General features: G+C 56.8%; 20 protein-coding genes. 14 read left to right on the forward strand and 6 right to left on the reverse strand.

Features of this window, described 5'->3' with window-relative positions; translation table 11 throughout:
- Positions 1-205: 205 nt before the first annotated feature.
- The 7 genes from AC1XYH_RS00255 to AC1XYH_RS00285 all read left to right on the forward strand — a co-directional run bounded on the left by AC1XYH_RS00255 (position 206) and on the right by AC1XYH_RS00285 (position 8,050).
- Positions 206-1,612, forward strand: coding sequence for a glutamine synthetase family protein (locus AC1XYH_RS00255; protein ID WP_483324680.1), 1,407 nt, complete (start codon positions 206-208; stop codon positions 1,610-1,612).
- A 69-nt stretch (positions 1,613-1,681) separates the two neighbouring features.
- Positions 1,682-2,962, forward strand: coding sequence for an NAD(P)/FAD-dependent oxidoreductase (locus AC1XYH_RS00260; RefSeq protein WP_483324681.1), 1,281 nt, complete (start codon positions 1,682-1,684; stop codon positions 2,960-2,962).
- An 11-nt stretch (positions 2,963-2,973) separates the two neighbouring features.
- A complete protein-coding gene (locus AC1XYH_RS00265) occupies positions 2,974-3,606 on the forward strand; it encodes a TetR/AcrR family transcriptional regulator (RefSeq protein ID WP_483324682.1) in 633 nt (210 codons plus the stop codon).
- Positions 3,603-4,376, forward strand: a complete 774-nt coding sequence (locus AC1XYH_RS00270; protein WP_483324683.1) for a M90 family metallopeptidase — start codon at positions 3,603-3,605, stop codon at positions 4,374-4,376. Before AC1XYH_RS00265 ends, AC1XYH_RS00270 begins: the two co-directional genes overlap by 4 nt.
- A 179-nt stretch (positions 4,377-4,555) precedes the next feature.
- Positions 4,556-5,434 (forward strand): N-carbamoylputrescine amidase, encoded by an 879-nt coding sequence (gene aguB, locus AC1XYH_RS00275; RefSeq protein ID WP_483324684.1) that lies wholly within the window; start codon positions 4,556-4,558, stop codon positions 5,432-5,434.
- A 6-nt stretch (positions 5,435-5,440) separates the two neighbouring features.
- Positions 5,441-6,541: an agmatine deiminase gene (gene aguA / locus AC1XYH_RS00280; RefSeq protein ID WP_483324685.1), complete on the forward strand. Its 1,101-nt coding sequence runs from the start codon at positions 5,441-5,443 to the stop codon at positions 6,539-6,541.
- Positions 6,542-6,682: 141 nt separating this feature from the next.
- Positions 6,683-8,050, forward strand: a complete 1,368-nt coding sequence (locus tag AC1XYH_RS00285) for a hypothetical protein (RefSeq protein WP_483324686.1) — start codon at positions 6,683-6,685, stop codon at positions 8,048-8,050.
- Positions 8,051-8,151: 101 nt separating this feature from the next.
- Here the strand turns inward: AC1XYH_RS00285 and argH are convergent, their stop codons facing one another.
- The gene (argH, locus tag AC1XYH_RS00290; protein WP_483324687.1) at positions 8,152-9,546 is read right to left on the reverse strand and encodes an argininosuccinate lyase; all 1,395 of its coding nucleotides are present in this window, start codon (positions 9,544-9,546) and stop codon (positions 8,152-8,154) included.
- A gap of 87 nt (positions 9,547-9,633) precedes the next feature.
- On the opposite strand from argH, the gene AC1XYH_RS00295 reads away from it, so the two are divergent.
- From AC1XYH_RS00295 to AC1XYH_RS00320, 6 genes are all read left to right on the forward strand, one after another.
- Positions 9,634-10,695 (forward strand): sensor histidine kinase, encoded by a 1,062-nt coding sequence (locus AC1XYH_RS00295; RefSeq protein ID WP_483324688.1) that lies wholly within the window; start codon positions 9,634-9,636, stop codon positions 10,693-10,695.
- A gap of 24 nt (positions 10,696-10,719) precedes the next feature.
- Positions 10,720-11,469, forward strand: coding sequence for a LytR/AlgR family response regulator transcription factor (locus tag AC1XYH_RS00300; protein WP_483324689.1), 750 nt, complete (start codon positions 10,720-10,722; stop codon positions 11,467-11,469).
- 78 nt (positions 11,470-11,547) lie between these two features.
- Positions 11,548-12,486 (forward strand): hydroxymethylbilane synthase, encoded by a 939-nt coding sequence (gene hemC, locus AC1XYH_RS00305; protein ID WP_483324690.1) that lies wholly within the window; start codon positions 11,548-11,550, stop codon positions 12,484-12,486.
- On the forward strand, positions 12,483-13,244 hold the full coding sequence (locus AC1XYH_RS00310; RefSeq protein ID WP_483324691.1) for a uroporphyrinogen-III synthase: 762 nt from the start codon (positions 12,483-12,485) through the stop codon (positions 13,242-13,244). Before hemC ends, AC1XYH_RS00310 begins: the two co-directional genes overlap by 4 nt.
- Positions 13,245-13,255: 11 nt before the next feature.
- Complete coding sequence (locus AC1XYH_RS00315; RefSeq protein ID WP_483324692.1) at positions 13,256-14,482, forward strand: uroporphyrinogen-III C-methyltransferase; 1,227 nt, start codon at positions 13,256-13,258, stop codon at positions 14,480-14,482.
- Positions 14,475-15,707, forward strand: a complete 1,233-nt coding sequence (locus tag AC1XYH_RS00320; RefSeq protein ID WP_483324693.1) for a heme biosynthesis HemY N-terminal domain-containing protein — start codon at positions 14,475-14,477, stop codon at positions 15,705-15,707. The genes AC1XYH_RS00315 and AC1XYH_RS00320 overlap by 8 nt, the downstream gene beginning before the upstream one ends.
- On the opposite strand, the gene AC1XYH_RS00325 is transcribed toward AC1XYH_RS00320, so the two are convergent.
- The 4 genes from AC1XYH_RS00325 to trxA all read right to left on the reverse strand — a co-directional run bounded on the left by AC1XYH_RS00325 (position 15,708) and on the right by trxA (position 20,165).
- The gene (locus AC1XYH_RS00325; protein WP_483324694.1) at positions 15,708-16,691 is read right to left on the reverse strand and encodes a 2Fe-2S iron-sulfur cluster-binding protein; all 984 of its coding nucleotides are present in this window, start codon (positions 16,689-16,691) and stop codon (positions 15,708-15,710) included.
- A gap of 31 nt (positions 16,692-16,722) precedes the next feature.
- Positions 16,723-18,189 (reverse strand): 4-hydroxy-3-polyprenylbenzoate decarboxylase, encoded by a 1,467-nt coding sequence (ubiD, locus tag AC1XYH_RS00330; RefSeq protein WP_483324695.1) that lies wholly within the window; start codon positions 18,187-18,189, stop codon positions 16,723-16,725.
- A 173-nt stretch (positions 18,190-18,362) separates the two neighbouring features.
- Positions 18,363-19,628, reverse strand: a complete 1,266-nt coding sequence (rho, locus tag AC1XYH_RS00335) for a transcription termination factor Rho (protein ID WP_483324696.1) — start codon at positions 19,626-19,628, stop codon at positions 18,363-18,365.
- Positions 19,629-19,838: 210 nt separating this feature from the next.
- On the reverse strand, positions 19,839-20,165 hold the full coding sequence (gene trxA / locus AC1XYH_RS00340) for a thioredoxin TrxA (protein WP_335608179.1): 327 nt from the start codon (positions 20,163-20,165) through the stop codon (positions 19,839-19,841).
- A 162-nt stretch (positions 20,166-20,327) separates the two neighbouring features.
- Between trxA and ppx the strand changes: the two genes are divergently transcribed.
- Entirely contained in the window at positions 20,328-21,833 is a 1,506-nt protein-coding gene (gene ppx / locus AC1XYH_RS00345; RefSeq protein ID WP_483324697.1) for an exopolyphosphatase, read from the forward strand.
- Here the strand turns inward: ppx and ppk1 are convergent.
- The gene (gene ppk1, locus AC1XYH_RS00350) at positions 21,812-24,031 is read right to left on the reverse strand and encodes a polyphosphate kinase 1 (RefSeq protein ID WP_483324698.1); all 2,220 of its coding nucleotides are present in this window, start codon (positions 24,029-24,031) and stop codon (positions 21,812-21,814) included. The two genes, ppx and ppk1, sit on opposite strands and share 22 nt — an antisense overlap.
- Between the last annotated feature and the right edge of the window lie 3 nt (positions 24,032-24,034).

The raw sequence follows: 24,034 nt of genomic DNA on the forward strand, positions 1-24,034 counted from the left end.
AAAAAATAATTAACACAAAACGCCAAAATCGCGGATCGAATCGCGTTGAGATGGACGCTAAAAATGGCTCTGACGGCCTTAATTGGTGCAGTGCGCACCTATAGTGTGCGGATGCTACTCTATTGACTCCATGAAGCCTTTCGGATTAACTCTGCACTTACGACTTTCGTGATTGATATATTTTACAAACAACAGGTGACAACCCATGCAAGCCCAACCCGGAGCGGGTGCTGCGGCAGCCATTCAGCCCGCTAGCGTCCAGGAAGCGGAGGCCTTTCTGGCCGAGCATCCGGAAATACATTTTATTGACCTGCTGATTGCCGATATGAACGGCATCGTGCGCGGCAAGCGAATCGACCGATCCGCACTATCCAAAGCCTTTGAAAAAGGTATCGCACTACCAGCCTCTGTCTTCGCCCTGAACATTCAAGGTACAACAGTAGAAGAAACCGGTCTGGGGCTGGAAATCGGCGATGCCGACCGGATCTGCCTGCCGATCCCGGGCACGCTTAATATAGAGCCCTGGCAGAAGCGGCCAACGGGTCAGTTATTGATGACCATGTATGAGTTTGACCGCAAGACCCCTTTCTTCGCTGATCCCCGCTATGTTCTGCAACGTATCGTTGAACGCTTCAAGGACCTCAAGCTGACCCCGGTTTCTGCTTTTGAGCTGGAGTTCTACCTGATTGACCAGGAGAACCTTACCGGCCGTCCGCAGCCTCCGCGCTCACCTATGTCTGGCAAGCGCCCGAACTCGGTTCAGGTCTACTCGATGGATGATCTGGATGAGTACGCTGAGTTTCTTGAGGACGTCATCGAAGCTGCCCACGAACAGGGCATCCCCGCTGACGCCATCGTAGCAGAATCAGCGCCGGGCCAGTTTGAGGTCAACCTGCATCACGTGGATGACCCGGTGGTTGCCTGCGATTACAACGTACTGCTCAAGCGTGTAATCAAGAACGTCGCCTATGACCATGAAATGGACACCACATTCATGGCCAAGCCTTATTACGATCAGGCAGGCAACGGCATGCATGTGCACATCAGTTTGCTTGACGAACTGGGCGCTAATATTTTTGCTTCCAATGCGGATGGCAGCCTGAGCGACAACCTGCGCTGGGCGGTGGGTGGTCTGCTGAAGACATTACCCGAATATATGGCGTTTCTCTGTCCGAACGTGAACTCCTATCGTCGGTTCAGCCCCAGCTTCTTTGTGCCTTGCGCACCGACCTGGGGTGTCGATAACCGGACCGTTGCCGTGCGAGTGCCGGGCGGCGACCCGGACGCGATGCGTATCGAGCACCGCCTGGCTGGCGCGGATGCCAACCCTTACCTGTTGATGGCTGCACTGTTATCGGCGATTCACTACGGCATCAGCAACAAGGTCGAGCCGCCGCCAATGACCGAGGGCAATGCTTACGACCAGCATGAGGCCTCACTGCCGACTAACCTGCGTGACGCTCTGCGCGCGTTAGAAACCTCGGAAGTGATGAAAGAGTACATCGGCGAAGAGTACCTCGACGTATTTGTGCTCTGTAAAGAAAGCGAGATGGAAGAGTTTGAGAAGACCATCTCCGATCTGGAATATATGTGGTATTTGCATACGGTCTAACCCACCGGCGCTACAGCTCAAGACAATCCCGCCGTTTGGCGGGATTTGTTTGTGTGCAGGAGTAAAAGTATGTCGATGAATGATTCCTGGTATCGCGCCAGCATGGGCACGGCTGCACAGCGAGACTCGCTGCGCGGTGAGTTAAAGGCAGACGTATGCGTGGTGGGTGCGGGTTTTACGGGTTTATCTGCGGCGCTGGAGCTGGCGGAGGCCGGCTTGCGAGTGATAGTGCTGGAAGCTGAGCAGGTTGGTTGGGGTTGTTCAGGCCGTAATGGTGGACAAATCAATCCGGGTTTAGCGTGTGATCACGGCCGTATGGTCGCCGAGTTGGGCGTAGAGGACGCACGCAAGGTCTGGCAGCTGACGCTGGACGGTGTCGGGCTGCTGCGCAATCGTGTTGCGCGCCACAACATCGATTGTGACCTGAAGGCAGGCATCCTGCTGGTAGCCAATAAGCCGCGGCACGTTCCTGAGTTGCAGGCCTGGCAACAGGAGCTGGAGTCGCTTGGCTATGACCAGTTGGCTTTCCATGGGCGGAATTCTTTGCAGGCATTACTGCACTCCGATTATCAGGCTGGCGTAATGGACATGGGTGGCGGCGACCTGCACCCGTTGAAATACGCGCATGGGTTAGCGCTAGCCGCTGAGGCTGCCGGGGCGCAGATATTTGAGAGTTCTGCCGTGCTGGATTATTCCGAACTGAGCCGTGCCGGGTCGGGCACAGGAATTGAGGTTCGCACGGCTAATGGCAAGGTCCGCGCCCAGCATTTGTTGCTGGCGGGTAACGCTTATCTTGGCAAGCTGCTGCCTTGGCACCGTAAACGCTTTATGCCGATTGGTAGCTATATAGGCGCAACCCGGCCGCTGGGAGAGTTGGCTACGCAGCTGATTCCCTCGCGTGCCGCAGTCTGCGATATGAATACCTTGATCGACTATTACCGCCTCAGTGCCGATAGCCGCTTGCTGTTTGGCGGTCGTGCCAGCGCACGTGATGCGCAGCCGGATGCCTTGCGTGCGACCATGCGTCAACGGATGGCGCGGGTGTTTCCTGCGTTGGCTGAGGAGGACTTTGAGTATCTCTGGGGTGGGCAAGTAGCGATGACGCTGAACAAGGCGCCGGTGTTTGGCCGCTTGGGGGAACGTACGCTTTACGCTCAGGGTTACTCAGGACAAGGCGTGGCGTTGGCGGGCATGGCTGGCAAGTTGATGGCGCAAACCGTGTTCGGCGATGCCGCTGGTTTCGACCTGCTGGCGCGCACGCGGCATTGGCCGGTGCCACCGGGAGCGCCGCTGCAAACCGCCATCCGAGCGCTGGCGCTGCTATGGTATCGTCTGCAGGATAGCCGTTGAACGAGATTAACATGAGCCGATCTACCCCTAAGCACCGAGCCAGCAGTCAGGAGCGCATAGCGCGCATCCTGCAAGCGACGCGCCTATTGCTCGATCAACAGGGGCTGGCCGATCTGTCCATCTATGCGATTGCCGAGCAAGCCGAGATTCCACCGTCCTCGGTCTATCATTTTTTTCCGCAGACTGGTGATGTGCTGAGCGCCTTGGCGCAGCAAGTGTTCGCTGAGCTCGACGCAGTGCTGCAGTTGCCGGTGACACCCCCGCCGGTTAGCTGGATGGCTTTGGTGGCAGAGTTGGAGCAGCGTTTTCAGGATTATTATCAGAGCAATGCGGCTGCCCGCGAGTTACTGCTGGGCGCGCATGAGCTGAGTGCCGTACGCCAGGCTGATCGGTTGCATGATCGCCAGCTGGGGCTGCGCTTTCGTGGCTGCCTGGAGGCATTTTTCCAGTTGCCGCCGCTGCCCCATGAAGTGGATATATTTACGCTGGCCATGCAGGCGGCAGATAAGTTGTTGGCTGTTGATTATCAGCAACATGGCCAGCTAACCCCGGTTCTGTGCCGCGAGGCTACGCGCATGATGACTGCTTACCTTGGTCTCTACTTACCCCCATTATTGACACCGGCTGACAAGGAGTTGGTATGAGCTTGTTCAAACGTTTCGCCGAATGGCGGGAAGATCGTCAGTTGGCGGAGCTGGATATCAGTCCTGAGCTTTGGCAACAGGCTCTGGGCGACTGGTCTGTGTATCAAGGCCTTGGCGATGCTAAACGCACTAAACTGCAGGATATGGCGCTGCGATTATTGCTGCGCAAGAATCTGCACGCGGCGGGTGATGCTGAGGCCAGTGACGAGCTGTGTTTGCGGATTGCGGGCATGGCGGTAGTGCCAGTGCTTGAACTGGGGCTGGATTGGTATGACCGCTGGAAAACGCTGATTCTATACGATGGCCCTTTTCATGCGGAGCACAGCTGGCAAGACGAGGCCGGCGTGGTGCATGAGGGTGGTCGTAACTTGAGTGGTGAGGCCTGGTTACGTGGCCCCGTGGTGCTATCGCTCGCGGATGTGCAGTTATCCGGTCAACGCGATGGTTATAACGTGGTCATCCACGAGTTGGCGCACACGCTGGATATGCGGCACGACGGCGCCAATGGTGCTCCGCCGCTACATCACGGCATGAGCCCCGCTGACTGGAAGCGCGACATGAGTGCCGCTTGGGATGACCTGGGGCGTCGTGCCGCCGCTGGTGAGAAACTGCCTATCGACGCCTATGCACTCGAGGCACCGGCTGAGTTCTTTGCGGTACTGTCCGAGACCTTCTTCGAGCGCCCGGCCATGCTGCAGCACACCTGGCCAGAGGTGTATCAGCATTTGGCCGATTTTTATCGGCAGAATCCGCTCACTTCGGACGGTTGAGACTCTCCGCCGACTGATGGTAGTTAATGTTTAAAAAATCAGGCCGTTATCGATGGGCTTGTTGTCGATTAAATTCGACACTTTGTCGGATTAACTGTTTTTATCTGTTATTCATTCGTTGATTTGCCGATATTTATCGAATATAAAGTCGAAAGTTACTTACCTGTCAGGAGTGAACCATGGCCCGTACCGTCACCGTAGCTGCAACTCAGATGAGCTGTTCGTGGGATCGTGAAGCCAATATTGCACAGGCCGAAAAGCTGGTGCGCGAAGCGGCGGGGCAGGGCGCCCAGATCATCCTTATTCAAGAGCTGTTTGAGACGCCCTATTTCTGTCAGAAGCCGAACGCCGATTACTTGCAGTTGGCTACCCCTGTTGATGACAATCCGGCCATCATCCATTTCAAGGCGTTGGCCAAAGAACTGAGCGTGGTGTTGCCGATCAGTTTCTTCGAATTGGCTGGCCGTGCGCGCTACAACAGCATCGTCATCATTGATGCTGATGGCAGTAATTTGGGCGTATACCGCAAGAGCCATATCCCGGATGGCCCCGGCTATCACGAGAAGTATTACTTCAACCCGGGTGATACCGGTTTCAAGGTGTGGCAGACCCGTTACGCGAAAATCGGCGTTGGTATCTGCTGGGATCAATGGTTCCCTGAATGCGCCCGCAGCATGGCGCTGATGGGCGCCGAAGTGTTGTTTTATCCAACGGCGATCGGCAGCGAGCCGCATGATCCCGGTATCAGCTCGCGTGATCATTGGCAGCGTGTTCAGCAGGGCCACGCCGGCGCCAACCTGATGCCGCTGGTGGCCAGCAACCGCATTGGCAAGGAAGAGCAGGGCGACTACGACATTACTTTCTACGGCTCGTCTTTCATTGCCAACCAGTTCGGTGAAAAAGTGCAGGAACTGAATGAGACGGAAACCGGTGTATTGATACAAGAGTTCGACCTCGACGCGCTTGAACATATCCGCAGCGCTTGGGGGGTATTCCGCGACCGACGCCCGAACCTTTACGGTCCGATCAAAACATTGGATGGTTCACAGGAATCCTGATTACCCATGTATACGCTGCACAGCACACCGCGACAGGATAGTTATTTTATGCCCGCCGAATGGGCGCCTCACAGCCAGACCTGGATGGTTTGGCCCGAGCGCCCGGATAACTGGCGCGATCAGGCGGTGCCTGCACAGGCTGCTTTCGCTGAAGTGGCCAAGGCGATTGCCAGCTTTGAGCCAGTGACTGTCTGTGCCAGCGCAGGGCAGTATGCAAATGCCGCTGCCATACTCGACCATCCCGGTATCCGCGTGATTGAGTTGAGCAGCAACGATGGTTGGGTACGCGACACTGGGCCCAGCTTTGTAATTAATGGTCAGGGCAGCCTGCGCGGCGTCGATTGGACGTTCAATGCGTGGGGCGGTGACAACGGTGGGCTTTATGCCGACTGGGCGCTGGACGACCAAGTGGCAGACAAAATTCTTGCCATGGAACGATGCCCGCGTTATCGCACCGAAGGCTTCGTACTGGAAGGTGGCTCATTCCATGTGGATGGCGAAGGCACACTGCTGACCACGGAAGAATGTTTGCTCAACGCCAACCGCAATCCGCACCTGCAACGCGAAGAAATTGAACTGATGCTGGCGGACCACTTGGGCATCAGCAAAGTGATCTGGCTGCCCTCCGGGCTGTATAACGACGAAACTGACGGTCACGTCGACAACTTTTGTTGTTTTGTGCGTCCCGGCGAGGTGTTGTTGGCCTGGACCGATGACGAGCACAGCCCTAACTATGCACGCTGTCAGGCTGCGGCTCAGGTGCTGGAGAGTCAGCGTGACGCTCAGGGCCGTGAACTCTTGGTACACCGCATTCCTATTCCCGGGCCGTTGTTTGCTACTGCAGAAGAATGCGCCGGTGTGGCGGTTGTAGCGGGCAGCCAGCCGCGTGATCCTTCAATTCAGTTGGCGGGATCTTACGTCAACTTCCTGATCGTCAATGACGGTGTGGTTGCCCCCGCTTTCGATGATCCGCAGGACGCAGTAGCACTGGAAATTCTGCAGCGTATTTTTCCGGATCGAAGGGTAGTTACCGTGCCCGGCCGCGAGATTTTGCTAGGCGGCGGCAATATTCACTGTATTACCCAACAGCAGCCGCTGGCAGGCTAAAAAAACGGTCGCAGCGCACATACCCGAAACGGGTACTGGAGGCGCTGTCCGTTGGTAGGGCATAATCTGGGTACCACACGCGTAGTTAAGGTGCTCATGCTGCACCGGCTCAGGATGTTTCAACTTCCAGAAGGATTTTGCATGCGGTCTTCTTTTGCTTTTATCACACCTTTTTCCCGTTCTGCTCTCGCCCTTGGTCTCACCGTTGCTCTGTCTGGTTGCGTTGGCATGCAGCCTGCTAGTGACCTGGTGAGCAACGATGGCAAGCGTTTGCAGGGCGAAATAACCAGCTCCAGCCCGGTCAATATCAACGATGGGTCGCATTACCAGGTATTTGAGTTGAATCTGAACCAGGGCGACTTGATTCGAGTGCGCCAGAGTGGCGCGCTGGAAGACGCTACTTTGACCCTTACGGATGAGCGTGGTCAGTTGGTCAGCGGTCCTAGCCAGGGTGTCTTGCACCTCGCGCCAGAGACCAGTGGGCGTTATCGGCTCGGCGTGAGTGGTAGTGCCGGAACCGGTTACGGTCCTTTTGAACTTGAGCTCGACAAGATCACTGTGCAGAACAGCGGTGTATTGGAGTTAGACGATGCCATCTACGGGTTGCTGAGCCGCACTCAGAGCTCAAATAATTATCAGCTGAGTGTCGGTGAGCCGGGTCTGTACCAGATCAGCATGGCCTCTGAAGAGCTGGATACTGTGCTCAAGCTCAGTGGCGGCGGCGGACTGAGCCTGGAAAACGATGACTCTGGCCAGTCCACCGACTCGCTATTGGTTGCGCAGTTACAGCCTGGTGAGTATCAGGTCACGGCTACTGCACTGGATCAGCCCGCTGAGGGCACTTACGACTTGCAGGTAAGCCGCCGGGCCATGCCGCAAGGTATTGAGCTGACCGACAGTGGCGAGCTCAGTATTGGCCAAACCATCACTGGTCTGGCGGATAGCAGCCCCAGGCAATATCAGTTGGTAGTGCCCGAGCGCGCGCTTTTGCGGGTACGCATGAGCTCCAGCGAGGTGGACAGCTACCTTAATCTGCAGGGGCCTGGCGTGGATACCGAGGATGACGATAGCGCTGGTGAGAATCTGGATGCCCTGATCACCGCGCTAGTGCAGCCTGGCACCTACCGGGTATCAGCTACGACGGCAGACGGTAGCGCCGGGTTGTTCACTTTGACCAGCTCACTACAGCCGGTCAGTAGTAACAGCAACCGCGTGCGCCCGGGAGAGGTCGTCGCCGGTCGCATAAGCAGTGAGCAAGGCAGTCAGACTACGTTGGTGATCAGCGAGCCCGGTTTCTACCACGTCGATTTGATTTCATCTGACTTTGACGCCTTTCTGAGCCTTGAAGGTGGCGGTTTGGATGTGGAAGATGACGATAGCGCTGGCGGTACTAACGCACGTATCGGGCGTTATCTGGATAGCGGTAGTTATCGTCTGACCAGCAAAGACTACGATGGCGGCAGCACGGGTAATTACGTGCTCTCTGTTGAGTTGTCTGACGAAGGCTAAGCTAGCGCACTGTCTAATAAAAAACCCGCCGGACAGCTAGTGTTCGGCGGGTTTTTTATTGTCTACAGGCTTGTTGGCAGCTGCTCTGCCGCGTTGCTGACTCAGCAGTCGAGCAGCTTTCGGCCACGCTGTACCGCCGCCAAGACCTGCGCGGGAGCAGTACCGCCAATGTGATCCCGGGCGTTTACCGAGCCTTCCAGCGTCAGCACTTCAAACACATCCTGTTCGATCTGATCGCTGAATTGGCGCAGCTCATCCAGGCTCATTTCGGCCAGGTCTTTCTTGTTATCTACGCCGTACTTCACCGCGTGGCCAACAATTTCGTGGCAGTCACGGAACGGCAGGCCCTTGCGAACCAGATAGTCAGCCAGGTCGGTTGCAGTAGAGAAGCCACGCAGTGCTGCTGCACGCATCACATCCACGCGCGGTTGGATGGCGGGGATCATGTCAGCGAAAGCTCTCAGACAGTCGCGCAGAGTATCGACTGCATCGAACAGCGGCTCTTTGTCTTCCTGATTGTCTTTGTTGTAGGCCAGCGGCTGGCTTTTCATCAGCGTTAGCAAGCCCATCAGGTGGCCGTAAACACGGCCCGACTTGCCGCGCACCAGTTCAGGTACGTCGGGGTTCTTCTTCTGCGGCATGATCGACGAGCCGGTACAGAAGCGGTCGGGCAGCTCGATGAAGTTGAACTGGGCACTGGTCCATAGCACCAGCTCTTCAGAAAAGCGCGACAGGTGCATCATCGATAATGCCGCAGCAGCGCAGAATTCGATGGCGAAATCACGATCAGAAACGCCGTCCAACGAATTGCCGGAAATAGAATCAAACCCCAGTAACTCACAGGTGATGCTACGGTCGATCGGGTAAGTCGTGCCCGCCAGCGCGGCGCTGCCGAGAGGCATGCGGTTGACTCGCTTGCGGCAATCGAGCAGGCGTTCGCGATCGCGTTGTAGCATCTCGAACCAAGCCAGTAGGTGATGACCAAAAGTCACTGGTTGCGCGGTCTGCAGGTGCGTAAAGCCGGGCATGATCACTGAGTTGTGGCTTTCCGCCTGACCCAGTAGGCCGCTTTGTAAACGCTGAAGCTCGACCAGAATGACGTCGATTTCTTCACGCAGCCATAGGCGGATATCGGTGGCGACTTGATCGTTACGTGAACGCCCGGTGTGCAGTTTTTTGCCGGTCACGCCGATGCGAGCAGTTAAGCGTGCCTCAATATTCATGTGCACGTCTTCCAGCTCGACGCTCCAGGCGAACTCGCCGGCCTCAATCTCGAGCTGTATGGCGTGCAAGCCTTCGATGATGGTATCGCGCTCCGCATCACTCAGTACGCCAACCTTGGCGAGCATGGTGGCGTGGGCGATGGAGCCCTGAATATCATGTTTGTAAAGACGCTTGTCGAAGTCCACCGAGGCGGTGAAACGGGCGACGAAGGCATCAACCGGTTCGCTGAACCGGCCACCCCAGGATTGATTGGTTGTCTGGTCTTGGCTCATGTGTCGGACTGTTCCGCTGCGAGTAAAAGCCAATAGCATACCATTTCACGCTTGCGCGATGGCGCCCGGCTGGCGGACACTTGTGCAATGAAGAATGGATTCTGGTCGTTGCTTAAACATCCCTACGCTGGTGAGGATTTTTTCCTCCCCGACCTGTGCTCGTCTGTTGCTGTATTTACCCTGGTGGTATTGGCGCAATTAGTGGTGCTGGTTTGGGTGTTAGCGCAACCGGCGGCAGAAGGTTTCAACTGGCTTGGGCTGGCAATGGCCTCGTTGTTTGTGCAGTGGGTTGTACTGCTCTCTGCGGCTTTACTGTGTCGCCTGCGCAGCTGGATGCAGCGCCGTCCCCTAGGGCTGGCAATCGCCGCCTGCTTCGCGGTTGTGGTTGGGCTGACGCTGGGCTTTACCGTGATCGGCGACTGGATTGTTTATCGTGGCATGACCGGCGCGTTGCATTGGCAAAGCGAGCAGTTACTGCGACATGGCGTCATCGCGCTAATCATGACCAGCCTGCTGCTGCGTTATTTCTATCTGCAGCAGCAATGGCAGCGACAGAATCAAGCGGAGTTGCGCGCGCGTCTGCAGGCATTACAGTCGCGTATCCGTCCGCACTTTTTATTCAACAGTCTCAACAGTATCGTCAGCCTGATTGCTTCCGATCCGGTTAAAGCTGAGCAATCGGTATTGGATCTGTCCGATCTTTTTCGCGCCAACCTGGGCAGTGCCGAAAGTCTGGCAACCTGGGCTGAAGAGCGGCGCCTATGCGAGGGCTATTTGCGCATAGAGCAGTATCGTCTTGGCGAGCGCATGCGCGTCAGTTGGCAGGTAAAAGGCTTGCCCGATAGCACGCCCATGCCGCTGTTGACCCTGCAGCCACTGCTGGAAAATGCCATTTTGCATGGTCTGCAACCGCGTCTTGACGGTGGTGAAATTGTTATTACCGCGCACTATTCGAACCAGTTGGTTGAACTTATGGTGCGCAATACCTGTCCTGATCAGATGGACAACCATCAGGGTGCGCGCATGGCGATGGAAAATACGCGCGCGCGGTTACAGGCCCTGTTTGGTGAGGAGTCGCGTGTGGAGCTCTGGCGTGAAGACGCATGCTTCTTCAGCAGGCTGGTCTATCCTTGTAGGCAAACGTCCTAACTACAGCAGAGAAGTCATTGAAGTATGAAAGTACTGATCGCTGACGATGAACCCCTTGCACGAGAGCGCCTGGCTCGACTGGTCTCTGCGTTGCCCGGTTACAAGGCGCTACCGGATATGGCCAGCAACGGCCATGAAGCACTGCGTCTGGTGGAAGAGTTACGACCTGACATTGTCCTGTTGGATATTCGCATGCCAGGCCTGGATGGCCTGCAAACGGCGGCGAAGTTGTGTGAAAGCAGCGATGCGCCGGCCGTGGTTTTCTGTACCGCGCATGGCGAATATGCATTGGATGCCTTCGCTGTGAGCGCAGTGGGCTATTTACTTAAGCCGGTGCGCAGCGAGGATTTGGCTAATGCTCTAGCCAAAGCGCAGCGTCCCAATCGCATGCAGTTAGCGAGCCTCGGTAAGGCTGGAAACCAGGCTGACACCGGTCAGGCGCGCAGCCATATCAGTGCGCGAACCCGAAAAGGTATCGAGCTGATCCCGATTGAAGATGTGCTTTATTTCATTGCCGACCATAAATACGTGACCCTGCGCCACGTCGGTGGCGAAGTTCTGTTGGACGAGCCGCTGAAGTCGCTGGAAGATGAGTTTGGCGACGAATTTGTGCGTATTCATCGCAACGCACTGGTGGCGCGTCACCGCATCGAGTGCCTGCAGCGCACCGCCATGGGCCATTTTGAGCTGTGTCTCAAGGACCTTGAGGGTGAAACCTTGACCGTGAGTCGCCGCCACGTGCCGGGGGTGCGCCGTTTGATGGATCGCCTGTGAGGCGAGTGCGACGCCCGCTCGCATGGATGCCCGCAAAGGCATCGCGTATCATGCAGGTTGGTTTTGAATGAGAATCCCATGACTCGACATCTGCGAATTGCCACCCGCAAGAGCGCTTTGGCCCTGTGGCAGGCCGAATACGTTAAGGCGCGCCTGGAACAACTCGACCCCTCAGTACACGTTAGCCTGGTGCCCATGGTTAGCCGTGGTGACCAGTTACTTGACTCGCCTCTGGCCAAAATTGGCGGCAAGGGGCTGTTCGTCAAAGAACTGGAGACCGCGATCCTCAACGATGAGGCCGACTTGGCGGTGCACTCGATGAAAGACGTGCCCATGCAGTTTCCCGAGGGGCTGGGTCTTTATGCCATTTGCGAGCGTGAAGATCCGCGTGATGCGTTTGTCTCCAACCACCATGACAAAGTCGACAGCATGCCGCCGGGCAGTGTGGTCGGCACCTCGAGTTTGCGCCGCCAAGCACAGCTGATGTCACGCCGACCTGACCTGCACGTGCGCTTTCTACGCGGCAATGTGAATACCCGTTTAGCCAAACTGGACGCCGGAGACTACGACGCCATTATTCTTGCCGCGGCCGGCTTGCTGCGGCTGGGCTTTGATAAACGTATTCGCTACGCGATGCCGCCGGAAGAGAGTCTGCCGGCAGGTGGGCAGGGCGCGGTGGGTATTGAGTGCCGTAACAGTGACACCGAGCTGCACGCGCTGCTGGCGCAGATGAATGATGAGGACAGCGCCCTGCGCGTGCGGGCCGAGCGTGCACTGAATACGCATTTGAACGGCGGTTGTCAGGTGCCTATCGCCTGTTATGCCGAGCGCGCCAACGGCGAGCTGTGGTTGCGTGGCTTGGTCGGTGATCCCGACGGCAAGTGCATGCTGCGCGCAGAGGCGCGTGGCGCGGAATCTGACCCGGAAGCTTTGGGGGTATCGGTTGCTGAAGATCTGCTGCGCCAGGGTGCTCAAACCATTCTTGATGCTGTATATGAAGGTGAGCCGCCGCGGTGAGCAACGCGCTACTGCTCACGCGTCAGCCAGCCGATAATCAACGTTTGGCGCGGCAGCTGGAGGCTTTGGGTATTGGCTGTGAAAGCCTCCCCCTGCTGGAGCTTGTGCCTGTTGATGAGACAGGAGCGCAACGTAGGTTGATGCTGGAGCTGGATCGTTATCAGGCGGTCATTGTGGTCAGCCGGTTGGCCGCTAAGCTTGGCCTGGACCGGCTGGATCAATACTGGCCGCAAACGCCAGTGGGTATCGATTGGCTGGCAGTGGGACCCGGTAGTGCCGAGCCGTTGCAGAATATTGGCTTGCCGGTTCAGCTTCCGATTGATGGGCAAGACAGCGAAGCACTGCTGCGTTTGCCGTTGTGGCAGTCGCATTTCGCGCGGGCTGATCTCAAAGTTTTGATCTGGCGCGGCTTGGGTGGTCGCGAGCATCTCGCGGATCAGATTCGCGCGGCCGGTGGCCAGGTCGACTATCTTGAGCTTTATGAGCGACGGTCGCCGGCGGGCTTGCCCGTTGCGCTGACGGCGGTGGCGGCACGCGGGGTAAAGGGTATTGTAGTGCTCAGCAGCCAGGCGCTGGAGTACTGGCATGCGGCTGCTGGCATTGACTGGCAACGCCAGCGCGATTGGCGCTGCTGGGTGCCGAGCGCACGGGTTGCGGCGCAAGCCGCAGACCTTGGTTGTCACGATGTAGTAATCTGCGAGGGTGCGGATGATGCAGCCATTATCGAGGCTGTGCAGGCGCACCCGCTGAAGGACTAAAGGGGATAGGCGTGGAACCAACAGAACCGAACAAGAACACGGACAGCGCAGTAGCTCCGAGTGCGACCGAACAGTCGCCGAATACTGCTATTCCGGGTGACAAAGCAAAGCCGCAAGCAGCGGCCACCAAGCCAAGTGCCAAGCCGGATTCTTCAAATAAACCAGGCAAACCGCCGGAGCCGGGTGCCACCGCGCGCCCAAAAAGTGCCGGCGGTGGTCGCTGGTTGGTTTGGCTGGCTTTATTAATCGCTTTGCTGGCGCTGGGTTTCAGTCTTTGGCAATGGCAGCAGCGGCAGGTGCAACAAGATCAACAGCAAGCACAATTGCGGGTGTTGCTCGAGCAGATGCAGGCTGGCGGTGAGCAGCGCCAACAGCAGCTCAATGGCCGCCTGGAAGGCGTGCCGCAGGGTAACGACTGGCAAGCGATGCAACGCTTAGTGGCGGAGATGCAGCGTAGCCAACAAGCGGTTGGCGAGCGCCTGGATATTCTCCAGGGCGACGGCCGTGAAGACTGGAAGCTGGCCGAGGCGCAGTATCTGTTGCGTCTGGCATCACTGCGTTTATTGGCGGTGCAGGATGTTAGTGCGGCCCGCGAGCTGCTGAGCACGGTTGACGGTATCCTCAAGTCCATGCCGGACAGTGGCCTGTATGGCGTGCGTGAACAACTGGCGCAATTTAAGACAGAGCTGGATGGTTTGCCGGAACTGGATCGGCCCGGTGTTTTTTTGCGGCTTGCTGCGCTGCATGATCAGGTCAAGCGTCTAGTGCTGCTGCCCGTGCCCGAGTTCGATCCCGATGAAGTGACGACCGAAGAAGAGTATGCCGATCGTTTGCAACGCCGCGACCGCTGGGACCGGGTTTTGATGCGCCTTGAGCGTTATGTGCGCGTCGATTTTCAGCGTGGCAAAGTCATTACACCACTGCTGGATGAAGCTGAAATGCAGCGGGTACAACGCACATTGCAGCTGACTATGGAGCAGGCCCAGTGGGCCGCGTTGCGCGGTGAAGAGCAGGTATATCAGGCTAGCCTGACGCAGGCTGAAAAAATCCTAGCGCAGTATTTCGAGCTGGAAAACCCGCAAGTGGAGGGCATGCAGAAACAACTGCAGGCGCTGCACGACGAAGCGGTCAGCTTGAATCCACCGGATCTAGCGCCGCTGCAACAGAGTTTAGCTACGTATATTCAAAATCGACGCTCCGCCTCTGCAGCCAAGCAACCGGAGGCCGACGATGAGTAAAAGCTATATCGCGATTCTCGCCGTGTTGTTGGTGGCGGCGCTGTTGGGTATGGCAGTGGCGGAAGACCCGGGTTACATATTAATTGCCTGGCGCAACTTCTCGATTGAGACCAGTGTCTGGGTCGGGGTTGGCTTGCTGCTGGCGTTTTGGTTGCTGTTGCTGTTGGTACGAGCGCTGGTGCGGGTGCTAAACGCTTCGGGTCGCAGGATCAATCCTTGGTCACGCCGCAATCTGCAGCAGCGTGCAAATGTGGTGGCCACCCGTGGTCTGCTGGAATTTGCCGAAGGACATTGGAAGTCGGCTTTACGGCTGCTGAAAAAATCAGCGCCGCATGCTGAGTTACCGCTGATCAACTATCTGGCCGCTGCCAGAGCTGCGAACGAACTGGAAGACTACAGCGAGTGCGACAACCTGCTGCGTGAGGCCTATGAAACCACGCCCAAGGCGGATGTTGCCATTGCTGTTACCCAAGCGCAGCTGCAGATCGGTCGTGGTCAGCTTGAGCAAGCCTTGGCGACTCTCACGCGGTTGCGCAAAGAGCATCCCAAGCATCTGTATGCACTTAAGTTGATGAGTCAGGTATATCTGCGGCTTGAGGATTGGTCCAGCCTGCTGGCTCTGTTGCCGGAGCTGCGTAAGCAGCAAGTGCTTCACCCAGCAGAGCAGGATGCCTTGGAGTACCAAGTACACAACGCTCTCCTGCTGCAAGCAGGTCAACGCACTGCGCCAGCGGATGTAGATCCGGCCAGCTTGGTGATCGCCGCGTGGGAAAACATACCCAAGCGCATGCGCGACGACCCGCTGGTGGTTGAGGTTTACTGCCTGCAGCTGCGCGCTAAAGGTCGTGAGATCTTGGCCGAGGAGGCTTTGCGTAATGTGCTGCAAGCCAACTACAACGACCGTCTGGTGCATTTGTACGGTTTGGTGCAGGGTCGTGATCCGGCGCGCCAGCTAGCGACGGCAGAGCAGTGGCTACAGGCTCATCCGAACAATGCCACTCTGCTCTTGGCAGCAGGTCGGTTGGCGCAGCGCAACAGCCTCTGGGGTAAGGCCAGAGACTACCTAGAAGCCAGCTTCTCCAGTAAGCGCGACATTCAGACCTGTGCTGAGTTGGCTCGGTTGCTGGATCGCATGGGCGATCAGCAGGCCTCGCGCGCGGTCCTTAACGATGGCTTTGATTTGATGGAAGAAAGCCTGCCGAGCCTGCCACTGCCCAGTCGCTGATTAACCAATGACTGGGTCACGCGGCGCGTAAGCGAAGGTGTCGGCATGCATCTGCTCGGCAGGCATGCCGGCTGCCACCAAAGCGTCCAGCGTGGCGTAGACCATGGGTGGTGAGCCGCTGACAAAAAAACGGTAGTCCGCCAGGTCGGTAAGGTCTTCACAGACAGCTTGGTGTAGTAATCCCTCGCGTCCTTGCCATTCGGCCTCATCGCTGACTACCTGATGCAGGTACAGGTTAGGCTGCGCCTGCCAATGTGCCCAATGCGGTGCCTTATAAAAATCGTCGCTGTGGCGCACGCCCCAATACAAGTGTATCGGCTGGCTGAAGCCCTGCGCCAGGCAGGACTCAATCAAGCTTTGCATCTGCGCCAGCCCGGTACCTGCGGCAATCAGCACCAAGGGTTGTTGCGGTAGTTCACGGGCGCAAGCGTCCCCAAAAGGAATTTGAACTCGCGCTATGCGGTGCTTGTGAAGGTAGTCGATTACCGCTTGGGTGATGGGATCGCGTGTCAAAATGTGAAGCTCGAGCGTGCGGCCTTCTTGCGGTGCTGAAGCGATGGAAAACGCTGCAGGGTCAGCGCCTTCACGCTCCAAAAGTAGGTATTGACCGGGGTGGTAGCGTAGCGTTTTCCCCGCCGGTAGTCGCAGGCGAACACGCCAAACATCGCCGCCGATATCGCTGCATTCAATGACCTGGCAGGCTAACTCGCGGACCGGCAGTTCGCCGGGAGCGAGAATGCCTTCCCACTGCAGCTCGCAATCGGTCAGGGGCTCAGCAACGCAGGTGTAGATGTCACCACTCTCTGTTTGCGTACCGTCAGCGAGGCTGACGCTGCCGCTCAGCAAAGTAGCGTCACAGACATGGCAGTTGCCATTACGGCAGCTGTGCGGAGCATCAAAGCCTAGACGGCGGGCGGCATCCAGAATGCGCTCGCCGGGTTGCGTATCCAGCTTCAAACCGGAAGGTTTTAGCGTAACTATCATTAAAGCCTCAGCAAATTATCAGCAACGCTCATCAATCGATACCCAGCTCTGCCCAAAGCGCGTCTATACGCTGTTTGACGGCCTCGTCTTGGTGGATGGCGGTGCCCCACTCTCGGGTTGTTTCCCCTGGCCATTTATTGGTGGCATCCAAACCCATCTTGCTGCCGAGGCCGGACACGGGGGAGGCGAAGTCGAGGTAGTCGATAGGGGTGTTATCGATCATCACGGTGTCGCGTTTGGGATCCATGCGTGTGGTGATGGCCCAGATGATGTCGTTCCAGTCGCGGATATTAATATCGTCATCCACCACTATCACGAATTTGGTATACATGAACTGGCGTAAAAAGCTCCAGACTCCAAGCATCACGCGTTTGGCGTGACCCGGATACTGTTTTTTTATCGACACCACTGCCATGCGATAAGAGCAGCCTTCCGGCGGCAGATAAAAGTCGGTAATTTCACTGAATTGTTTTTGCAGTAACGGCACAAAAACCTCATTCAGCGCGACGCCCAGCACTGCAGGTTCATCCGGCGGCCGGCCGGTGTAGGTGCTGTGATAGATAGGTTTTTCGCGTTGAGTGATGCGCTCGATGGTGAAGACCGGAAAGCTGTCCACCTCGTTGTAATAACCGGTATGGTCGCCAAAAGGGCCTTCAGCTGCCATTTCGCCCGGATGTATAACGCCCTCCAGCACGATTTCAGCGCTGGCAGGTACTTGCAAATCGCTGCCGCGGCACTTGACCAGCTCGGTACGCTGGCCGCGCAGCAAGCCCGCGAAGGCGTATTCCGAAAGGCTATCGGGTACCGGGGTCACGGCGCCGAGAATCGTGGCCGGATCGGCGCCTAGTGCGACGGCAATGGGGAAAGGTTCGCCAGGATGTTTCTCCTGCCACTCCTTAAAGTCCAGTGCCCCGCCACGGTGGCTAAGCCAGCGCATGATCACTTTGTTGCGGCCAATCACTTGCTGCCGGTAGATACCTAGATTTTGGCGCTCTTTGTACGGTCCTTTGGTGATCACCAGCCCCCAGGTAATCAGTGGGCCAGCATCACCGGGCCAGCAAGTTTGTACCGGTATGCGGCTGAGATCGACATCTTCGCCTTCGAAAATGGTGGCTTGGCAAGGCGCGTCCCGTACCACTTTAGGTGCCATGTTGATGATTTTTCTAAAGATCGGCAGCTTGGACCAGGCGTCTTTCAAGCCCTTCGGCGGATCAGGCTCTTTCAGAAAAGCCAGTAGCTTACCGATCTCTCGCAACTCGCTGACGCTTTCCGCACCCATGCCCATGGCGACCCGTTCGGGCGTGCCAAACAAGTTGCCGAGTACCGGCATGTCATAACCTGTAGGGTTCTCGAAAAGCAGGGCGGGGCCGCCCTTGCGTAGCGTGCGGTCGCAAATTTCGGTCATTTCCAAAATGGGCGAGACAGGGGTTTGAATGCGCTTGAGTTCGCCGCGCTGTTCCAGTCCCTTGATGAAGTCGCGTAAATCGGAGTATTGCATTTCAGCTTCAAGCCTCAAGCGGCAGGCTGCAGGCAGTAAAAAGCATGCTGCGGCCTGGGGTGTCTGGTCAGAAGCACATTATGCCGACAAAGACGCCTGTCGGGTGGCGTAGATTGCAAAAAGCTGCAAGTCGCCTGGGGCGAGCTTGCAGCTTGAGGCCTGTCGCTTGCAGCTTAGTTCTTGCTGCGCTTCATTGACTGGAAGAATTCGTCGTTGGTCTTGCTGTCCTTCAGACGATCCAAAAGGAATTCGATAGCGGCAACTTCGTCCATTGAGTGCAGAATTTTGCGCAAAATCCACATGCGCTGCAATTCTTCCTCGCTGGTCAGCAACTCTTCGCGGCGCGTGCCGGAACGGTTGATGTTGATCGCTGGGAAGGTACGTCTTTCGGCAATCTTTCGATCCAGGTGGATCTCCATGTTGCCGGTACCTTTGAATTCTTCGTAGATTACTTCGTCCATCTTCGAACCAGTATCTACCAGCGCGGTCGCGATGATGGTCAAGCTGCCGCCCTCTTCGATGTTGCGCGCGGCGCCGAAGAAACGCTTTGGCTTTTCCAGGGCGTGGGCATCGACACCACCGGTCAGCACCTTGCCGGAGCTAGGGATAACGGTGTTGTAGGCACGCGCCAAACGCGTAATGGAATCGAGCAGGATGATCACGTCTTTCTTGTGCTCAACCAGACGCTTGGCCTTCTCAATCACCATTTCAGCGACCTGAACGTGGCGGCTAGGCGGCTCGTCGAAGGTGGAAGCAACCACTTCACCGCGTACGGTGCGCTGCATCTCTGTCACTTCTTCCGGACGCTCGTCGATCAGCAGTACGATCAAGTGACACTCGGGATTGTTGCGAGCGATGTTGGAAGCGATGTTTTGCAACATCAGGGTCTTACCCGCTTTTGGCGGAGCTACCAAGAGGCCGCGTTGACCTTTGCCGATAGGCGCGCATAGATCGATGATGCGGCCCATCAGGTCTTCGGTGGAGCCGTTGCCAGCTTCCATCACCAGACGATCATCCGGGAACAGCGGTGTCAGGTTCTCGAAGAGAATCTTGTTCTTGGTGTTTTCAGGGCGATCGAAGTTGATCGAGTCGACCTTCAACAGCGCAAAGTAGCGCTCACCATCTTTAGGTGGGCGGATTTTGCCGGCAATGGTATCGCCGGTGCGCAAGTTGAAACGGCGGATCTGGCTAGGCGAGACGTAGATATCGTCAGGACCAGCGAGATAAGAAGAGTCAGCTGAGCGGAGAAAACCAAAACCGTCCTGCAGGATTTCCAGGACACCATCGCCATGGATATCTTCGCCACTTTTCGCGTGTTTTTTCAGAATGGCAAAAATCACATCCTGTTTACGCGAGCGACCCATGTTTTCCAGGGTCATCTGGTTGGCGATTTCAAGCAGTTCGGTAATAGGTTTTTGTTTGAGTTCGGTCAGGTTCATAGGGTCGTTGAGCAATAGTAGTGTCGGCAGGATAGGGTTGGGTTTCGGCCGCCATATAGGAATGGGGCGATGAGCTGGCTGCAGTAAATATTAGCCACTGTCGCAGGGGGCGACCAGGAGTTGGAAAGCAAATCTAGCACCGCTGAGTCGCTGAGTCTAGGTTTTGGCAGAAAAAGTGAGCCCCGGCTCACAGTAGCCGGGGCAGCAGCATCAGATGTTGCTGTCGAGGAACGCCGCTAACTGCGACTTAGACAGGGCGCCGACCTTGGTCGCTTCAACATTACCGTCCTTGAACAACATCAAAGTCGGGATGCCGCGTACGCCATATTTAGGTGGCGTGTCGGTATTCTCGTCGATGTTCAGCTTGCAGATTTTCAACTTGCCGTTGTAGTCCTTGGAAATTTCGTCCAGAACCGGGGCAATCATTTTGCAGGGACCGCACCATTCAGCCCAGTAATCAACCAGAACGGGGGTGTCGGACTTGAGCACTTCTTCTTCGAAGCTGCTGTCTGTGACATGCACAATCAAATCGCTCATGCGTTTCTCCAAGGGTTTCAAATACGGAATCGCAACATCATAGCACCACCCAACAGCGAAGCGGAAGCAGGTGGACTGTAGGTCAAAGCGCGCAAGTGCAGCAGACAACTGTCACCTTTCGGGTGCTAGAATCGAGGGATAATCGAATGAAGGGACGACTGCATGGCTGACTCACAACAGAACGACCTCTCGCTAGTGGCGGCGATTGACCTGGGTTCCAACAGCTTTCACATGGTGCTGGCGCGGGTTGATCAGGGTGAGATACGTATTCTGGAGCGCTTGGGCGAGAAGGTGCAGTTGGCCGCAGGGCTGGACGAGAATCGCATGCTCAGCGACGAGGCTATGCAGCGCGGGCTTGACTGCTTGCGCCGCTTTGCTCAATTGATCAACGGCCTGCCGCAGGGCGCGGTCCGCGTTGTCGGTACTAACGCGTTGCGCGAGGCGCGCAATCGAGGTCAGTTTATCCGTCAGGTACAGCAGATTCTTGGCCACCGTACGGAGGTGGTTTCCGGCCGTGAAGAAGCCCGTCTGATTTATCTCGGCGTGGCGCACACGCTGGCTGACGACAGCGGCCGTCGGTTAGTGGCTGACATCGGCGGCGGCAGCACTGAATTCATTGTTGGTGAGCGCTTTGAGTCTCTGCTGCGTGAGAGTCTGAGTGTTGGCTGTGTGTCTTTCAGTCGTAAGTTTTTTACCGACGGCAAGATAACGGCAGCGCGCTATAGCCAGGCTTATACCGCCGCGCGGCTGGAGTTGATGAATATCGAAAAAGCTATCCACCGGCTGGGCTGGACTGAAGCTGTGGGTGCGTCGGGAACGATTCGCGCTATCGGGCAATGCATTCAGGCTGCCGGCAAGGGGCAGGGGGAGGTGAGCCGTGAAGGTTTGCAATGGCTCAAGCGTAAGGTGTTGAAAGCGACGCATGTCGACAAGCTGGATATTCAAGGCCTGAAAGCAGATCGCCAACCCATTTTGCCGGCCGGTCTGGCCATTTTGGAAGCGATGTTTGATGCTCTGGGTATCGAAAATATGGCGCACTCCGAAGGCGCCATGCGTGAGGGCGTGCTCTATGACCTGCTAGGCCGCCAACAACACGAGGATGTGCGTGAGCGCACTCTCAGCGCCTTGATGGAGCGCTATCATGTGGATTCGGAGCAGGCGGCGCGGGTCGAGGCTAAGGCGCAACGTTTGATGCGCAAGGTCGAAGGGCAGTGGCACCTGTCCATCAGTAAACAAGTGGACCTGTTGACCTGGGCAGCGCGAGTGCACGAGGTAGGCCTGGACATTGCTCATCACCAGTTCCATAAGCACGGTGCTTATCTGATTGAACACTCAGACTTGCCTGGCTTTTCCCGCCAAGACCAGCAAGCGCTGGCGCTACTGGTGCGTGGGCATAGACGGAACTTGCCGAATGCTGAACGGCTGGGTGAGTTTGGCGAGGAGGCGGGCACTTTATTGCGGCTTTGTATGATTCTTCGACTGGCGATTCTCTATCACCACATTCGAGGCAATCAGGATATGCCGGAGCTGGCAGTAGAGGCAGGGCAGGATTACCTGATTCTGTATTTTCCTGACGGCTGGCTTGAAGCCAACCCGCTGACGCAGGCTGACTTCGATCAAGAAGCCCTGTACTGGGCCAAGGCCGATTACAGGTTGACGGTACGCTGAGGCGAGTTAGCCAGCTTTTCCAGCAGCGTATTTTGTGCGCTGCGGGCATTCTGGTTGCCGCTGGGTGAACTGAGTACGTAGGAGCCATCGCTCTGCAGTATCCAACTACGCGTATTGTCAGTCAGAAATACCTGCAACTCCTGTTTCGCACGCGTCACCAGTTTTTTGCCTTCCAGTGGGAAGCAAGTCTCCACGCGTTTATCGAGGTTACGTTCCATTAGGTCGGCACTGGACATCCATACCTGATCCTGGCCGTCGTTGAGGAAGTAATACACGCGGCTGTGTTCCAGAAAGCGACCTATGATTGAACGCACCGTTATGTTGTGCGACACGCCGGGAATGCCGGGCCGCAGGCAGCACATGCCGCGAATAATCAGGTCCACTTTGACGCCGGATTGCGAAGCTTTGTACAGCGCCTTGATGATCTTGGCGTCGGTCAGCGAGTTGGCCTTGGCAATAATGTGCGCGGGCTTGCCAGCAAGCGCGTTTAGAGTCTCGCGATTGATCAGTTCTAGCATGCGCTTTTTCAGCGTGAAAGGTGCTTGCAGCAGCTTTTTCATGCGCTGGGTCTTACCCATGCCGATCAATTGGTTGAACAGCTTGTGCACGTCTTCGGTGAGCGCCAGGTCCGAGGTAAGAATGCTGTAGTCGGTATACAGACGGGCGTTGCCGGCGTGGTAGTTGCCGGTGCCCATGTGCACGTAGCGTTTCAAGGTCTGTTCTTCGCGGCGCAGAATTAGCATCATCTTGGCGTGTGTCTTGAAGCCAACTACGCCGTAGATCACCACGGCACCGGCCTGCTGTAGGCGGCTGGCCAACTGCAGGTTGGATTCCTCATCAAAGCGCGCCCGCAGCTCGATCACTACTGTAACTTCCTTGCCGTTACGCGCAGCCTCTACCAGTGCATTGACGATCTCGGAATTGGCGCCGGTGCGATACAGCGTCTGTTTGATCGCCAGCACATTTGGGTCTTGCGCGGCCTGACGCAAGAGGTCGACCACTGGGCTGAAAGATTCGTACGGATGTTGCAGCAAAATATCCTGTTTGCCGATGGCCTGGAACAGGTTGTCGGCACTCGACAGCAGCTTGGGTATACCTGGGCTGAAAGTGGGGAATTGCAGCTCGGGATGGTTTTCCAGTCCGGTAATGGAAAATAAGCGAGTCAGGTTGACCGGGCCGTTGACCTCATACAGCTCAGCTTCACTCAGGCCGAACTGGCGTAGCAGGAAGTCGGTCAATGGTTTCGGGCAATTGTCCGCTACTTCGAGACGCACTGCGTCGCCGTAACGGCGTGAAAGCAGCTCGCCACGTAAGGCGCGAGCCAAGTCATCGACTTCGTCTGGATCAACAATCAGATCGGCGTTGCGGGTCAGACGAAACTGGTAGCAACCCAGTACTTTCATGCCGGGAAACAGATCGTCAGCATGTGCATGAATCATCGATGACAAAAATACAAAGTTGTCGCCACCGTCGCATAGCTCGTCTGGCAAGCGGATCAAGCGCGGCAGTGAACGCGGTGCCGGAATGATTGCTAGTCCCGAGTCGCGGCCGAAAGCGTCGATACCTTCCAACTGCACGATGAAATTGAGGCTCTTGTTCACCAGCAGCGGGAACGGGTGCGTCGGGTCCAGCCCGATAGGGCTGATGACCGGGGCTACTTGCTGGCGGAAGAAACGGCGAATCCACAGGGTCTGTTTGTGCGTCCACTGATGACGGCGCACGAAGCGGATACCTTTCTCGCTCAGCGCGGGCAGTAGGATGTCATTCAGAATGCTGTATTGGCGGCTGACGTGATGGTGCGCAATTTCGCTGATTTTGCTCAGGACCTGCTGCGGTTGCAGGCCATCCGGGCCGGTTTGCTCGCGAGCGAAGGTAATTTGCTTTTTCAAGCCGGCCACGCGGATCTCGAAAAACTCATCAAGGTTGCTGGAGAAAATCAGCAGGAACTTGAGGCGTTCAAGCAGTGGATAGGATTCATCCAATGCTTGCTCCAGCACGCGGATGTTGAATTGCAGCTGCGACAACTCCCGGTGGATATACAGCTCCGGTGCGTTGGTGTCAGCCAGCGGCGTAGCTTCCACTGGCTTCTCGCTGACGGCTGCCGGACGCGGCAGCAGCTCGACTTTGGGTGCTATCTCGACGTTGCTGGTTGTCGCTTCGGGCTGGCTGTTGTCGCGGCTGCTGTTGAGCTCTGGCATGGG

The sequence above is a fragment of the Pseudomonas sp. GW-45 genome (genome assembly GCF_056896675.1).